15 protein-coding genes are annotated in these 13,682 nt (G+C 69.6%); 10 read left to right on the top strand and 5 right to left on the bottom strand.

Annotated elements, in window-relative coordinates; all coding sequences use genetic code 11:
* Positions 1-170 precede the first annotated feature (170 nt).
* From FOF48_RS04050 to FOF48_RS04035, 4 genes are all read left to right on the top strand, one after another.
* Positions 171-1,589, top strand: coding sequence for a hypothetical protein (locus FOF48_RS04050; RefSeq protein WP_143898787.1), 1,419 nt, complete (start codon positions 171-173; stop codon positions 1,587-1,589).
* Positions 1,590-1,814: 225 nt separating this feature from the next.
* Positions 1,815-2,894, top strand: a complete 1,080-nt coding sequence (locus tag FOF48_RS04045) for an SGNH/GDSL hydrolase family protein (protein ID WP_255441861.1) — start codon at positions 1,815-1,817, stop codon at positions 2,892-2,894.
* A gap of 100 nt (positions 2,895-2,994) precedes the next feature.
* Positions 2,995-3,711, top strand: a complete 717-nt coding sequence (locus tag FOF48_RS04040) for a hypothetical protein (RefSeq protein WP_143898785.1) — start codon at positions 2,995-2,997, stop codon at positions 3,709-3,711.
* A 37-nt stretch (positions 3,712-3,748) separates the two neighbouring features.
* The gene (locus FOF48_RS04035; protein WP_143898784.1) at positions 3,749-4,294 is read left to right on the top strand and encodes an ester cyclase; all 546 of its coding nucleotides are present in this window, start codon (positions 3,749-3,751) and stop codon (positions 4,292-4,294) included.
* Positions 4,295-4,336: 42 nt separating this feature from the next.
* Here the strand turns inward: FOF48_RS04035 and FOF48_RS04030 are convergent, their stop codons facing one another.
* Positions 4,337-4,717 (bottom strand): GFA family protein, encoded by a 381-nt coding sequence (locus FOF48_RS04030; protein WP_143898783.1) that lies wholly within the window; start codon positions 4,715-4,717, stop codon positions 4,337-4,339.
* A 222-nt stretch (positions 4,718-4,939) separates the two neighbouring features.
* On the opposite strand from FOF48_RS04030, the gene FOF48_RS04025 reads away from it, so the two are divergent.
* The gene (locus tag FOF48_RS04025) at positions 4,940-6,352 is read left to right on the top strand and encodes an RtcB family protein (RefSeq protein ID WP_255441860.1); all 1,413 of its coding nucleotides are present in this window, start codon (positions 4,940-4,942) and stop codon (positions 6,350-6,352) included.
* Between the two features lie 12 nt (positions 6,353-6,364).
* Here the strand turns inward: FOF48_RS04025 and FOF48_RS04020 are convergent, their stop codons facing one another.
* Positions 6,365-6,805 carry a hypothetical protein gene (locus FOF48_RS04020; RefSeq protein ID WP_143898781.1) on the bottom strand — a complete coding sequence of 147 codons (441 nt, stop codon included), beginning with the start codon at positions 6,803-6,805 and terminating at the stop codon, positions 6,365-6,367.
* Between the two features lie 33 nt (positions 6,806-6,838).
* Between FOF48_RS04020 and FOF48_RS04015 the strand changes: the two genes are divergently transcribed.
* From FOF48_RS04015 to FOF48_RS04000, 4 genes are all read left to right on the top strand, one after another.
* Positions 6,839-7,234: a type II toxin-antitoxin system PemK/MazF family toxin gene (locus tag FOF48_RS04015; protein WP_143898780.1), complete on the top strand. Its 396-nt coding sequence runs from the start codon at positions 6,839-6,841 to the stop codon at positions 7,232-7,234.
* 130 nt (positions 7,235-7,364) lie between these two features.
* Entirely contained in the window at positions 7,365-7,955 is a 591-nt protein-coding gene (locus tag FOF48_RS04010) for a hypothetical protein (protein ID WP_143898779.1), read from the top strand.
* Positions 7,952-8,854, top strand: a complete 903-nt coding sequence (locus FOF48_RS04005) for a nucleotidyl transferase AbiEii/AbiGii toxin family protein (protein WP_143898778.1) — start codon at positions 7,952-7,954, stop codon at positions 8,852-8,854. Before FOF48_RS04010 ends, FOF48_RS04005 begins: the two co-directional genes overlap by 4 nt.
* Positions 8,855-9,100: 246 nt before the next feature.
* Complete coding sequence (locus FOF48_RS04000) at positions 9,101-9,628, top strand: class I SAM-dependent methyltransferase (RefSeq protein WP_255441859.1); 528 nt, start codon at positions 9,101-9,103, stop codon at positions 9,626-9,628.
* A 22-nt stretch (positions 9,629-9,650) separates the two neighbouring features.
* Here FOF48_RS04000 and FOF48_RS03995 read toward each other — a convergent pair whose 3' ends face one another.
* The 3 genes from FOF48_RS03995 to FOF48_RS03985 all read right to left on the bottom strand — a co-directional run bounded on the left by FOF48_RS03995 (position 9,651) and on the right by FOF48_RS03985 (position 12,888).
* Positions 9,651-10,517 (bottom strand): SUMF1/EgtB/PvdO family nonheme iron enzyme, encoded by an 867-nt coding sequence (locus tag FOF48_RS03995; RefSeq protein ID WP_161663954.1) that lies wholly within the window; start codon positions 10,515-10,517, stop codon positions 9,651-9,653.
* Positions 10,518-10,604: 87 nt separating this feature from the next.
* A complete protein-coding gene (locus FOF48_RS03990; RefSeq protein ID WP_143898775.1) occupies positions 10,605-12,317 on the bottom strand; it encodes an alpha/beta-hydrolase family protein in 1,713 nt (570 codons plus the stop codon).
* 232 nt (positions 12,318-12,549) lie between these two features.
* Entirely contained in the window at positions 12,550-12,888 is a 339-nt protein-coding gene (locus FOF48_RS03985) for a MarR family winged helix-turn-helix transcriptional regulator (protein ID WP_255441858.1), read from the bottom strand.
* Between the two features lie 183 nt (positions 12,889-13,071).
* Here FOF48_RS03985 and FOF48_RS03980 point away from each other — a divergent pair, with 183 nt between their 5' ends.
* Positions 13,072-13,644, top strand: coding sequence for a class I SAM-dependent methyltransferase (locus FOF48_RS03980; protein ID WP_143898773.1), 573 nt, complete (start codon positions 13,072-13,074; stop codon positions 13,642-13,644).
* Positions 13,645-13,682: the final 38 nt, after the last annotated feature.

Below are 13,682 nucleotides of genomic sequence, written 5' to 3'. Positions count from 1 at the left end.
TCCAACAACTTCCGTGGTGGGAGCCAGGACCCGCGCCCGTTTCGCTCACCGCGTCATGCGCACGCCCTGGCTCGAATCCCTCTCCTCACGACGAATCATTGCCACCCGGGGCCCATTGCCAGACATCTCCAAACGCTGTCTGTTTGAGCGCTCACCCAAAGGAGAAGGTCATGGCACATCGCGGATTCGGCCTTGAGGTCTTCTGCTGTATCGCGCTGTTGGGATGGGGGTGCGGTGGAGTGCCTCCGGGCACCGACGAGCCGCCCAGCGCGACGCAGGTGGAGATGCAGCTCCAGGAAGCGGTGGAGGAGGAGTCCACGGAGGACGCCCGGGGCCATGGCCACACACCGCCCGGGGCGAGCGTGGAGCTGCGGCAGCTCCAGGCCTTCCCGACCTCCATCACACATGACCGGGACGGCAACCGGGTCCTCCTGGCCTCCTTCGCCGGAACCGTCGACTTCGGAGGGGGGCCCGTCTCCGTGCCGGGGGGCGGCGGCGGCTTCGCGCTGGTGGGATACAAGCCCCATGGCGCCTTCAAATGGGCTCGGGCCTTCGCGGGCAGCGCCTCGTCATTGATTGGCCCGGCGATCGACAGGAAGAGGAACCTCGCCCTGGTGGTGGAGAAGTCATTCCAGGGAGCCATCGACTTTGGCGGAGGCCCCATCTCCGCCGCGCGTTTCATCGTCGGGTTGGATCCATCCGGTGGCTTCCGCTGGGTCCGCCCCATCGCCGGCCAGGGCTTCTTCCAGCCCTATCAGATTGTCGCCAGCCGCTCCGGAGACATCACGATCTCGGGCGTCTACAACGGCGTCGTGGACTTCGGGCAGGGCCCGCTCGCGTCGGCGCTGGATACGGCCTTCATCGCCCAGTATTCCGCCGATGGCACGCCCCGCTGGAGCCACATCTTTCCCGACGTGAAGGGCAGCGAGGCCACCGGGCTGGCGGTGGATGACGACGGAACCGTGTACCTGGGAGGAACATTCACCACCGCCTTCAACGGAGATGGCAGCTACTACGGCGACTTCTTCCTCATGCGATTCACGCCCAGAGGCACCCGGGTCTGGAGCCGACGAGTCCTGGGCCCCCTGGGCAACGTGAGGCGTCTGGCCATGCATGGCAACCGGGTGGCGCTGACTGGCTTCTTCCGCGAGCCCTTCTCCTTCGCGGGAAAGACCGTGACGCCCTCGGACGGGCGGGATGCCTTCGTCGCGACCTACTCGACTTCAGGCGCGGAGTCCTGGGGGTGGGGCTTCGCGACCGACGGGCGCTCCATCGACATGTCCCCGAAGGGTGAGGTGGTGGTGGTCGGTGAGTACGTGGACGGAGACTCGATCGTCGGAGTCCCGCTCCCACCGGTGCCGCCGAGCGCGTCCCCTTGGAGCCTCTTCGCCGCCAGCTTCGAGAGTTCGAATGGACGACTCCGGTGGGCGCGAGGATTCCCCTCCACCGGCATCTGGGTCTCCGACGTCAGCATCGGCAAGCAGGGCGTGAGCAGGGTCGTGGGGTACTTCTGGGGAGACACGGACTTTGGCGATGGGCCGGTGATGCCCGGGTCGTCGCCAGGGTTCGTGCTGGGACTCGCGCGCTGAGGTGAAGAGCCCGTCAGGGAGCGTGCCCGAGAGACGGAAGCGATAGTCTCCCGCGCCATGAGGATGAGCATGCACGCCGCGCCCGGAACCCCCTCCTGCCTGGGACGAAGACTCCGGTTCGCCAGCCTCGGCCTCGGTGTATCCCTGGCGGCATGCAGTGCTCCTCCTCGGCCACCGGCGGGGGACCCCGGCTCCGGGGCCCCCACGGTGGGAACACAGACGTGGGTGAACCTCCCCGCCGCGGACGCGCGCGTGCAGTACATCGGACGGACGTGGCGCTCCGGCACCGGCGTCACCTTCTCCCACCCCGGGGTGACGATTCGCGCGCGCTTCTGGGGGGACGCCGTGCGGATGCGGCTCGACGACGCGGGCCAGGGCGGCGAGGTGGGGACCAACTACTTCGACGTGGCGATTGACGGGGCGCCTCCACAGCGGCTCGCGGTGCGAAGCAGCCAGTCCACCTACCCGCTCGCCAGCGGCCTTCCGGTCGGACTTCACACGGTGGAGCTCATCAAGCGCACCGAGTCCTCGGTGGGCTCCAGCACGCTCGTGGCGCTCGAGATCCATGGGGAGCCCCGTGAGCCGCCCGGTCGCTCGAAGCTCCGGATGGAGTTCGTCGGGGACTCCATCACGTGTGGCTATGGCACCGACGTGGCGTTCATCCCTGAGTCAAAGTCCTGGAGGGCGCCCACCTTCACGTCGAAGCACGAGAATCCCAGACGCAGCTACGCCTGGCTCACGGCCATGCACCTGGGAGCGGAGCCCACCTTCGTCTGCTATTCGGGCCATGGGGTCTACCGGAACCTGGACCTGTCGACGTCCGGGTTGCTCCCCGAGCTCTATGAACGCGCGGTGCCAGACCTGCCCGCCTCCTGGGACTTCTCGCGCGATCCCCCCGCGGTGATTGTCATCAACGCGGGCACCAACGACGTCCTCGCGGGAAGTGGCACGGACGCGTTCCTGCCCGATGAGGCGGCCTTCAAGGCGGCCTATCGGGCCTTCCTCGAGCGTCTGCGGACGCTGCACCCCGAGGCGCACATCGTCTGCACGCTTGGCAGCATGACGGACGGCTACAAACAAGCCTCCCGGGAGGGTGTGGTGACTTCGGCGCATGTCGGCCAATGGATCACCGAGCTGGTCGCGGAGCGACAACACAAGGGGGATGCCCGGGTCTACCGGCACGTCATGGCCGTACAGGTCCCAGGCGTCGACGGCGTTGGCGAGGACTGGCATCCGTCCGCCGCCACGCACCGGAAGATGGCGGAGGCGCTCAGCCGGTTCATCCAGGACGTCGTGCGGCCCTGAGCGCGAGCCGACCTGCGCGGGCGCCACGCCGACGAAATGGCTTCTCCCTGGAGAGGTGTCGCTCTAAATCAGGGGAAGACCCCCATCAGGAGCAAGCAACGTGTTCTGTGAGCACAAGGCCATCAAGTGGAAGAAGGTCAGCGCGAAGAAGGCCCGCCAGACCTATGTCATCGAGGAGCGCAGCCAAGGGCTGATCGACCCGGAGGAGAACTTCCCGGAGGAGCCGAGCCACTACTTCGTGTCCACGGGAGACGTCGTGATCGACGGCCCGATTGGCTTCGGCGCGGAGGACGACGATGACGCCACGGTGTACGTCATCGACGGCAACCTCACCGTGCGCGGGCCCCTCAGCGCCACCCAGGGCGACTTCTATGGCGTCCTCCTGGTCACGGGCTCCGTCACCTGCGAGGACTTCGAGTCCATGTGGGATGGCCAGGTCGTCATTGGCGGCGGATTGACGGTCTCGCGGCTGATGGTCACCAACCTGGGTGACGCAGGCGTCCTCGTGGTCAGGGGCCCTGTCTCCGCCGGAACCTGGCTTGAAATCAGCGGACGGGGCTCGATTGACCTCTCCGGCCCCGCCAAGGGCAAGATGCTCCGAGGTCCCGGTGAAGACTTCCCCGAGTGGTCCACGGGCCGCGACGAGGACGGCAACCCGCTGGACCCTGACGAAGACGACGCCCCGCACTACATGTTCGATGCCTCCACCGCGAGCGACGCCTCCACCGCGCTCCGGCCTGAGTTCATCGAGGACGGTGAAATCGACGCGGACGCCCTGCGGGACGCGATCCGGGAGGGGCGCCCCGTCCTGCGCTGACCGACGCGCCCTGACATTCCCCCGAAGCGAGGCACGCGTGCTCACAGACCAGGTCCGCAAGGCCAGACAGAAGCTGGTGTTGAACCACTTCCACGACGAGGTGAAGCAGAACTGGGACGACGTCCTGTCGACCTTCCCGCACCCGCACTACGAGCTGATCCCCACCCTGACGGTGCACGACGGGGACCGCGCGGTGCGCGACTACTACCGGGAGACCCGCGTCGCGTTCCCCGACCAGCACCATGAAATCATCGCCCTGCGGCACAGCGACGATGCGGTCATCGTCGAGTTCTGGCTGATGGGCACCCACCTGGGGCCGCTGGGCCAGATTCCCCCCACGGGCAACAAGTTCCGGGCGCGGATGTCCGCGTACTTCATCTTCGACGAGTCCGAGACGCTGGTCTGCGAGCGCGTCTACTTCGACACGCTCAGCATCCTCAAACAGCTCGTCGGAGGCCTCGACATGAAGCGCCCGAAGAACTGGCTCCTCGCCGTCCGCTGCCTCAAGGGCCTCCTGGCGATGTCCGGCGACAAGCCGGTCCCCGCGCTGACCGAGACCACCCCGCCCACCTTCACCGACTGACAGCCCCTGTCGCGCACGGCGTTGACCGCGACGCGCCGTGCGTCAGTGCGCGTTCTGGGGCAGGCCGTCCCCCAGCTCGTAGTAGTCGCCCTTGTCGGCCACGAAGATGTGCATCGCCAGCCGGGCGCCGGTGGGCGAATCGAACGCCCCCATGGCGATGGCGAGGGTGTCCTTCGGGAGCGGATCCCAGAAGAGGAACGAGCCGCAGACGGAGCAGAAGCCCCTGCGCACCTTTTCGGAAGAGCGGAACCAGGTGAGCTTCTCCGCGCCGTGGATCGTCACGGCGTCGCGGGGGACATCCGTGGACGCCCAGAAGTGACCGGACTGCTTGCGGCACTGTGAGCAATGGCAGGCATTGGGCGGAGGCAAGGCGCCGGCGACCTCGAAGCGAACGGCTCCGCAAAGACAGGATCCCTGGTTCATGGCGTCCTGCTTGGTCGACATCCCCCGGCGGGTCAAGGCCCGCCCGGACGGAGCACGCCTCCCTCTGCCCGGGGCTGTCAGGTCCCGTGGGCCGGGCCGTCCAGGGGGCGCGGATGCTCCGGCGTCCCGACCGCGGCTGCTGACCCGAGGTCCCGAATCTCATCGCTCACGTCCCCCGGGCAGTCCGCCGGGTCAGATTCCGAGAAGGTCATGCAGCCGAAAATGAATCGGCTCCTGCGGGCGCTTGCCCGTGAGGGGCTGGATGTCACCTACGACGGCCGTGTCTACACGGTCCGCCTCCAAGCCGATCCCCATGCGCCCCCCGCCGAGGTCCTCCTGCCACCGGACCTGCCGGTGGAGGGCAAGGCGCTCCAGCAGCTCGCGGCGCTCGCCGCGCTCCATCATCCCGCCGGAGGGCGCGTCAGACAGGTGCGCGCGACGCCGGACTTCCATCCGGGCGACTCCGGGGTGGCCATCGGCTCGGTGGTCCACACCGAAGGGCTGGTGGTCCCCGGCGCCGTGGGGACGGACATCAACTGCGGCATGCGCCTGCACGTCGCGGACATCTTCGTGGACGCCTTCCTCGCCCGCCGCGACGCTTTCGTGGAGCGGATGAAGGGGCACTACTTCTTCGGCACGCGAGACGTCGCCCAGGGCTCGCGCGCGCTGGAGGCGCTGCTGCGCGACGGACTGCCCGGGTGGCTCCTGGAGACGGAGGCCCAGCCGCTGGGCATGTCGGCCCGGGCCGACCTGGGCCAGTTGGGGCGCGAGTCCGCGCGCGTCCACCTCGGCGGTGCGCTCGAAGGAGACCCGGCCTGGGCGCCCACCGGGCTGCGCCGGGAGGGCGTGGTGCGCGACCCCGGCCTGGCCACCATTGGCGGAGGCAACCACTTCGTCGAGGTGCAGCAGGTGGAGGCCGTGGTGGACCGTGCACGGGCCTGGGAGTGGGGCGTGCGCGAGGGCCAGCTGGCGTTCATGGTGCACTCTGGCTCGCGGGACATGGGCAAGCATGTGGGGCGCACGTGGCAGGAGCGGGCGCGGGCCGCGTGGCCCGTGGGAGTGCCCTACCCCCCGAGCGGCATCTTCCCGCTCGCGGATCCGGACCGCGTCCGCGAGTACCTGCGGGCCGAAGCCACGGCGGCCAACTACGCCTTCCTCAACCGGCTGCTCCTCGCGGAGCTCTTGCGGCAGACCCTGCGCGAGCTGTTCGGGGACGTCGAGGCGCCGCTCGTCTACGACGTGCCCCACAACATCACCCTGCCCTGGGAAGACGGGTGGCTGGCGCGCAAGGGAGCGTGTCCTGCGGAGGCCGACCAGCCGGTCATCATCCCCGGCTCGATGGGGGCCACGTCCTACCTGATGAGCGGCCTGGGCAATGCGCGGGCGCTGTCCTCGGCCTCGCATGGGGCGGGCCGGGCCCACTCGCGCTTCTCCATGGCGCGAGGTGGCGCGGAGCACCGCGAGGAGGCCCTGGGGCTGACCGGGGTGGACTGCATCGCGCTGCGGGCCGAGCGCCGCATCGAGGAAGCCCCCGCTGCCTACAAGCCCATCGGCTCGGTGGTGGCCGCGCAGGTGGAGGCGGACATCGTCCGGGAGGTGGCGAGGCTGCGCCCGCTGATGACCTTCAAGGCCTGAGGCCCGGCGAGGTCAGGTCGCGGAGAGGAAGGCCTCCGCGTCACCGGCCTCGCACTTCCAGTGGGCGAAGACCCCTACGAGCTGGCAGCCCATGCACATGCATCCGATGTAGTACCAGCGGACGTCACTGCTTTCCGCGTAGAGGGCCACCGACGACAGGAGCTGGAACACCTCTTCCCGGCAGACGCAGACGTGGTGTTCGAACTCCGCCTCGTCCGCGTACTGAGCGCTGTCTCCCATCAGGTGGACCGCGCCGCAGGTCGCGCAGACACGCCTCGCGGCGCCCACCTCTTCGTCGCTTTCGAGCTTGAACGTCAGGCTCCCACACGGACAGACGGGCGAGGAGAATCGCGTGGCGGGATAGCCGTTGAGCTGGCTGAACCGGACCACTTCGGCCTGGACATCCTGGGTGTCGGTTCCGTACCAGTACTTGCCCTTCTTCTTCAGTCCCATGCGGCATCTCCGAACCCTCGTCGCGAACAAGCCATGAAGACGACCCCAGTCGAATCGGCGGAGGCAGGGCCCGTGCGGATCCACCGCGGAGACGTGTTCTGGCTGGGCCCCGATGATTCACGAGGCCCCGCCCCCAGCTACTCGCATCCTCATGTGGTCGTCCAGGAGGACGTCTTCAACCACTCGCGAATCACGACCGTGGTCGTGTGCGCGTTGACGTCGAACCTGCACCGGGCGAGCGAGCCGGGCAATGTCCTGCTCGAGGTCGGCGAGGGAGACCTCCCCAGACAGAGCGTGGTGGTCGTGTCGCAGATCTCCTCGGTCGACAAGACCCGCCTGGGTGAGCGCATCGGGTCGCTGTCCGACGCACGGGTGGAGCAGATCCTGGCCGGACTGCGCTTCCAGCAGGCGTCCTTCTTCGCCCGGTAGGGTGGGGCCGCGGCCTGGGCGCGGCGCCCCCGTGGCGCCACCCACGAGGCCCCCCGCCTGGATAGATTGGCTGCCGTCAGGGCCTCCGTTCCGCCCCGTCCTGGCTCCAGTCCCGAAAGCCCTCGCCCTCATGCTCCTGGAGACCCACCTCACCCTCGCCCTACCGCTCGGCACGGAGCCTGAACTCCGGGCCTGGGCCGCGCGCCATGGCGTGAAGGCGCTGTGCATCGAGCTCGGGCGCGGGGTCGCGCCACGGCAGGTGATGTTGACGCTGCATGGAAGCGCGTCGGTGGAGGAGGCGCTTCAGCGCGCACGGGCGCTTGCCTCCGAGACCCTGCTCCTCCATGGCGCACGGCCGCGACGAATCAAGGTCGAGGCGACCTGGAACAACACGCGGCTCCCGGAGCATGCGCCGGCGTACCTGGAGCACCACGTCCGGGTGGCCACACACGACCTGGAGTCCCTGGAGCGCATCGCGGCTTCGCGGGGAGCCCACCTGTCCCGCAACGCCTACAAGGTGTCTCCCGACGGGCTTCAGGAGCGCTTCCTCACCCAGCGCTTCGGCCCCACGGACGATGCGACCATGAGCGAGGCCTTCGACGCGCTGATGATGGCGCTGGTGGACGCGAGGCTCCCGGTGACGAAGGTGGAGCGCGAGCGCGTGCTCTTCGACGACAACATCGCCCTCGATGAGGGCTGGCTGGAGGAGACATCCCGATGAGCGACCCCACGAAGCCCGTTCCGCTGAGGCGCCAGCACCCCGCGGGCTACGAGCACGACGACAACCGTCCGGATGTGTTCGACCCGGCGCTGAAGCATCACGACTCCGGGTACATCAAGGGCCCTCCCCGCTTCGAGGACGCGGCGGAGGCCGCCCGCTTCCGTGAGGCTCGCGCGCGGCTGCTCCGGCGGTGCCTCGCGGGAATCGGCCGCGCGCCCGTGGGAGCTCAGGTCGTCGCGCGCGGCAGCGTGGTCCTGGCGCTCTGGTACGGCGAGCGCGCCCGGCCCGCGAAGGACATCGACCTCGTCGTCACGCCCGAGACCGTGGGCCCGGAGTCGAGCGAGGGGCGCCAGCTCATGGCGGAGCTGACCCGGGCCGTCACGGACGCACTGCGGCTCGAGGGCATCGACCTGGATCCAGCGACCATCCCGGTCGACGGCATCTGGACGTATGAGCGCGCCGAGGGCCGGCGACTCACCTTCCCGTGGACCTGGGAGGGGCGCGTTCGCGACTCGGTCCAGGTGGACGTCGTGTTCAACGAGCGGCTGTTCGAGGCGCCCCTTCTGCACGACGTGGACGACGTGAAGGTCCAGGTCGCCACACCGGAGGAATCGCTCGCGTGGAAGCTCATCTGGATCGCGCATGACATGTGGGCCCAGGGCAAGGACCTCTACGACGCGGTCCTGCTCGCGGAGAACACCCCACCCCAGCCGCGCGTCATCCAGCAGGTGTTCGACGCCCAGGAGGGCAACTGGGCGGAGTACTTCAACCACGGCGTGTATGAACCGGCGGGCGACGTGGACTGGCCGAACTTCGTGCTCGAACACCCCACGCTCGCGGGGGGAACCCTCGAGGAGTACCGGGCGCGGTTGGATCGCGCGCTTCAGCGGGGCTTCTGAGCGGCCGCTCGAAGCGGTCGACTGGAGAGGGATTCCCTGGTTTGCTCCTGGCGCCATCCCTTGCTTGTCCCGGTGATTGGAATGACGCCCATGCGCTCCCAGGCAGTCCCCCGCCCGCTGATGGGATTGTGTGTCTGTCTCGTGCTGGCCGGCACCGCGGCTTGTCGCTCCGAGGGCGCCAAGGAGGAGCGAAGGGAGGCCCCTCGCGCGGCGGTGGAGGTGACTGAGAAGGACACTCCGACGCCCATGCATGGGGTCGGGGGAATCGAAGGTGAAGACCCCACCTTTGATCAGGCCCGCCAGCCAGCCCGGGTCATCGCCGCGCTGGGAATCGCACCGGGACAGCACATCGCGGACATCGGGGCGGGGCGCGGGTACTTCACGCTGCGGCTCTCGGATGCGGTCGGGCCGGAGGGACAGCTGGTTTCAACCGACGTCGATGACGCGGTCATCCAGCAGCTCCGCATGCGTGTCTCCGCGCGGAAGAATGTCGTGGTGCGGAAGGTGGGACCGGACGACCCGGGGCTCGAGGCGGGAGCCTACGACCTCATCCTGCTCTCCGAGGTGGACCACTTCCTGTCGGACCGCGCGGCCTACCTGATGAAGCTGCGCGCCGCGCTCGCTCCACACGGACGAATCGCGGTGACGCACCTCCGAGCCATGCGTCCACCGCTCGTCGCCGCCGCCCAGGCCGCGGGCCTCTTCATCGCCTCCGAGGACACGAGCCTCCCGGACCACTACCTGCTCATCCTCCAGCCCGCCTCCAGCCACTGACGCGGCCAGGGCGCGTGCGGCACTACCGCCGCACGCACCGGAACCCGACGCCGCTCAGCCCATGAGACGGGTAGTTCCGGCCACGGTGCGCGGCGCGGAACAGCGAGGGGACGTGGTTGAGCCAGGAGCCACCCCGGTGGATCGGATCCACCGGGTCTCCCGGGGGGACGACGTTGACGTCTCCGCTCAGGTGCTCCTGATAGCCGGTGAGGGTCCATTCCCAGACGTTGCCCGCCGTATCGCAGAGCCCCCAGGCGTTGCAGCGGGCTCCCGTCTCCGCGACGGGGGCCGTCTCCCCCCGGCACCCTCGCGCGGCGCATGACACCGAGCTGATCACCCGCGTGTCATCGAAGCCGGGCCCCCACCAGAACGGGCCGGTGGTTCCGGCCCGCGCGGCGTACTCCCACTCGGCTTCGGTTGGCAGGTCGCCCCCCGTGAGCCGGCAGTACGCACGGGCGGCATGCCAGTTGACGCAGTTCGCGGGGTGAGCGCGCCGGGTCGAGCCGAGATTGCACTTCCCTCGCCATCCTTGCGGCGTCTCGTCCTCGCGCCACCAGCGGGCCGCGGGAGCGACCGCCTGAAGTTCGGCGATGCGTGCTTCAAAGGCCTCTGTCGTGACGGGCGTCCGGTCCATCCGGAAGCCCGCGACGGACACCTCTAGCCGAGGACCTTCATCCGTGTCCCGCTCCGCCTCATCGTCAGGCGACCCCATCCGGAACACGCCCGCCGGGATCTCCACGGCGTGCTCACGCGAGTCCACGGAACGGGGCGCCCGCGCGACCTCCGCCGCCGCGGGCGTTCCCCGTCCAGGCGTGGCACCGCACGCCAGCAACACCACTCCCGAGATGCAGCTCCCCCACCGGGCCCACAGGCCCGCCGTCCTTGTCATCCGCATGACCTCGTGCCCACAACGCGCCACCAGTCTCATGGCGCGCACGATACCCACAATGCGGACGCCCTGGTGGACAGGTCTGGATCACTGGCCGGACTGGCGGGCCGCTGCGAGCAGGAGCTCCCGCAACCGCGCCGTCTTGTCCGCGGTCCAGCCCTCGGGCCGCAGGAGCGCGGCCCAGCCGTCCACGTGCTCGCCGGTGTACACGTGGCCGTAGCCGGCGGGGACCTCCATCCCCAGCGGGAGATCCGCCGTCACCTGCCAGAACGTGACGAAGGGGATCCACACCATCTCCCCGAGGACGTCATCGCCCCGAGGCTCGCGCAGCCAGTCCGGCCGCTTCACCAGGAGCCTGGGGCTCCACCAGGTGATGGGGTCGGAGGGGTGCAACAGATACAACACCCGGGAGTCCCCCCACGGAGCGGACGCCGGGGGGATGTCCTTCCCGGGCCTGCGACTGAAGCGGACGATGCGGCCGTCGCGATAGACGGGCTCCACCTCCGGACTGCCCGCGTCCCGGTGGTCGGTGAACTCGCGATACAGGGTGTTGAAGTTCGGCGGCCCCACGAACAGCACACCGTCGGTGCGATTGGCCAGGTCTCGCTCGCCGCTGAACGCCGTCTCGCCACCGTAGGAGCCCAGGCTCTCGCCGAAGACCAGCAGCTTCGGGCGGTGGTCCGGGGGGAGCCTGGACCAGCGCTCGTAGACCTCATCGAAGAGCGCGCGCCCCGACTCCCGTGCCCGCTGCTGATCGACCAGGACGGAGAGCCACGACCACAGGTGTGAGTACTGCATGGCGACGATCGCGGAATCGCCGCCGGCCAAGTACTCGAAGGCGTCCACGGCGCCCGGCACCACCCAGCCGCTGCCCGTGGTGGTCACGACCAACAGGTAGGCGCGGTCGAAGCCACCCGCCCGCTCCAGATCATCGACGGCGAGCCGGGCCCTGCCCTCCGCATCCGGCGCGGACGCATAGCCGGCGTACGCGCGGATGGGCTCCTTCACGGGCGCCCCATGGAACCGGGAGAGCTCGTCAACGGAGGGCCCGCGTCCCACGAAGTTGCGCCCCTCCCGCCCCAACGAGTCCCACGTCACCCGCGAACCGGGCCCCCCGGAGCGCAGCGCGGTGCGCGGGGGGACCACTCCCTTGTCCGTCGTCAGGTCCCGCACCTCCAGGGTGCGGTCCGCCATCCCGATGAGCCCGTCCCACAGCACTCCGCTGGCCACCAGGGCGGTGAACACCACCACCGCGAGGCCACTCGTCGCACGCGCCGCGCGAGGACCGATGTGCTTCGCCAGCCGCGCATCCAGCCCGCGGTACACCGCCCGCAGCCCGCGCCCCAGGGCGATGAACAGGAAGAAGACGACCGCCCCGACGAAGGGCGCGAGCAGGTACCCCGCGCCGCTCGCGAGGGGCATGCCCATCAGCTCCCGGATGCGCTGCTGCCAGTGCCATCCCAGGAGCAGCGAGCCCACCAGCGCCACGCAGCCCGTCACGAGAAAGGCCCGCCACGCGCGCGGGCGAGGTGCCCTCGCGGGGCGGGGGGCGAACTCGCGCCAGAGCCAGGCGCCCAGGCACCCCAGCCCATAGCCAATGGCCGCGCTGAGGCCACTGACGAATCCCTGGAAGGGTCCGGTGCGCGGCAGCAGCGACGGGGTGAAGGACAGACACGCGAGGAGCAGCGCGACCCAGGACCCTGGCAACGTGTAGCGCAGCCACCGCGGCCAGGCCCGCTTCACCCGCCAGGCACCGCGCGCCGGTGCAGGCTGATCCGCGCGAGTGAGTAGGTGCTCCATGCGAACCCCCAGGGAAGACGCTCGATGGCCCCACGGTGGCGGGGGCCGCGCGGGCGCCCCTTGCCTTGGACGTGCACCAGCCCCGCCTGCCGGCCAGGGAGCCGCCCGGCGTTGGACGTGGTGCTCGCCGCCTCCCCAGGGCGCACTCCAGAGGGTAGGCCCCGAGACCGCTCCCCGGCAGCGGGCGCCTGGCATGCCCGGCTCCAAGACCGCCGGCACGCCCGGGTGCTCTTCAGTCCTCGGCCGTGGGGTCCAGGTTGCTCACCACGCGGCGCAACAGCGCGATGAGCGTCGCGCGCTCGCGCTCACTGAAGCCCGCGGTCGCCTGGTCGGCGACCTCCCCCAGTTGCTCCCTCGCCTGGTGTACGCGGGCCTTCGCCTTCGCGGAGAGCGAGATCCGCATCGCGCGCTTGTCCCCCGGATGCGGCTCCCGCGTGATGAGGCCATCGCGCTCCATCCGCGTGAGGAGCGCGGCCATCGTGGGTTGCTCGACGCGGGCGAGCTCCGCGAGCTGCTTCTGCAACAGCGCGCCGTGCTCTTCCAGCTCCCCGACGACCGGGAGGTAGGCCATCCCGAAGTCCAAGGGCCGGAGGCGCTGCTCGAAGTGGCGCATCAACAGGCGGGACGCGTGGTTGATCCAAAAGGTCGGCGCGGCCGCGGGGTCCCAACGGGGGGGAGTCTTGACTTTCATAGCATGCTATATAGATCACCTCATGTCCGGGAGCGACGCGCACCGGGCGCATGGAGGCAGCACATGACAGTACCCATGAAGAGCGCTGATTTCGATCGCGCCTACCGGGCTCCCATCACGTTCTGGGGTGACATCCGGATTCCGGAGGAGCTCAAGGCCCTGGCGCGGCAGGGCTCGCCCCGGACGGCGCTGGAGCTGGGGTGTGGCGTCGGAAGGTTCTCCCGCTATCTGGCCCAGCAGGGACTGCGGGTGACGGGGGTGGACTTCTCGCCGGTCGCCATCGCCAAGGCGCGGGAGGGCGCCGCCAGGGACACCCTCCGGCCCGAGTTCATCGTGGGTGACGTGACCCGGCTGGAGGCGCTGAGCGGCCCGTTCGACTTCTCCTTCGACGTCGGGTGCTTCCACTGCTTCGACGCGCAGGGCCAGCGGGCCTATGTGGCGGAGGTGTCCCGGCTGCTCAAGCCGGGGGGCATCCACCTTGTCTGGGCATTGGACTCCGGTCCGAGCGGCCTGTCGTTCTCGCCTGCGTCGGTGAAGGAGGCGTTCGCCCCTGGCTTCGAGTTGCAGCAGGCGCTCAAGAGCCGGCGCCGCCTCATTCGTTCCCATTGGTACTGGCTGGTCCGCGCGTCGGGCTGAAGTGCCCATGACGCACCCTCCCAATTCACAGACGGAGG

This window comes from Corallococcus sp. Z5C101001, assembly GCF_007352635.1.
GTDB lineage: Bacteria > Myxococcota > Myxococcia > Myxococcales > Myxococcaceae > Corallococcus > Corallococcus silvisoli.
The sequence above is the reverse complement of the archived record's forward strand: the minus strand, read 5'-3'. Positions and strand labels throughout refer to the sequence as shown.

What these genes read in the sequence shown, in the direction of transcription:
- FOF48_RS03985 (WP_255441858.1), bottom strand. Translation starts at nt 12,888, where the DNA reads ATGGCCTACCTCCCGGTCGTCGGGGAGCTGGAAGAGCACGGCGCGCTG.
- FOF48_RS03980 (WP_143898773.1), top strand. Translation starts at nt 13,072, where the DNA reads ATGACAGTACCCATGAAGAGCGCTGATTTCGATCGCGCCTACCGGGCT.
- FOF48_RS04000 (WP_255441859.1), top strand. Translation starts at nt 9,101, where the DNA reads ATGCATGGGGTCGGGGGAATCGAAGGTGAAGACCCCACCTTTGATCAG.
- FOF48_RS04020 (WP_143898781.1), bottom strand. Translation starts at nt 6,805, where the DNA reads ATGGGACTGAAGAAGAAGGGCAAGTACTGGTACGGAACCGACACCCAG.
- FOF48_RS04030 (WP_143898783.1), bottom strand. Translation starts at nt 4,717, where the DNA reads ATGAACCAGGGATCCTGTCTTTGCGGAGCCGTTCGCTTCGAGGTCGCC.
- FOF48_RS03990 (WP_143898775.1), bottom strand. Translation starts at nt 12,317, where the DNA reads ATGGAGCACCTACTCACTCGCGCGGATCAGCCTGCACCGGCGCGCGGT.
- FOF48_RS04025 (WP_255441860.1), top strand. Translation starts at nt 4,940, where the DNA reads ATGAATCGGCTCCTGCGGGCGCTTGCCCGTGAGGGGCTGGATGTCACC.
- FOF48_RS04010 (WP_143898779.1), top strand. Translation starts at nt 7,365, where the DNA reads ATGCTCCTGGAGACCCACCTCACCCTCGCCCTACCGCTCGGCACGGAG.
- FOF48_RS03995 (WP_161663954.1), bottom strand. Translation starts at nt 10,517, where the DNA reads ATGACAAGGACGGCGGGCCTGTGGGCCCGGTGGGGGAGCTGCATCTCG.
- FOF48_RS04005 (WP_143898778.1), top strand. Translation starts at nt 7,952, where the DNA reads ATGAGCGACCCCACGAAGCCCGTTCCGCTGAGGCGCCAGCACCCCGCG.
- FOF48_RS04050 (WP_143898787.1), top strand. Translation starts at nt 171, where the DNA reads ATGGCACATCGCGGATTCGGCCTTGAGGTCTTCTGCTGTATCGCGCTG.
- FOF48_RS04015 (WP_143898780.1), top strand. Translation starts at nt 6,839, where the DNA reads ATGAAGACGACCCCAGTCGAATCGGCGGAGGCAGGGCCCGTGCGGATC.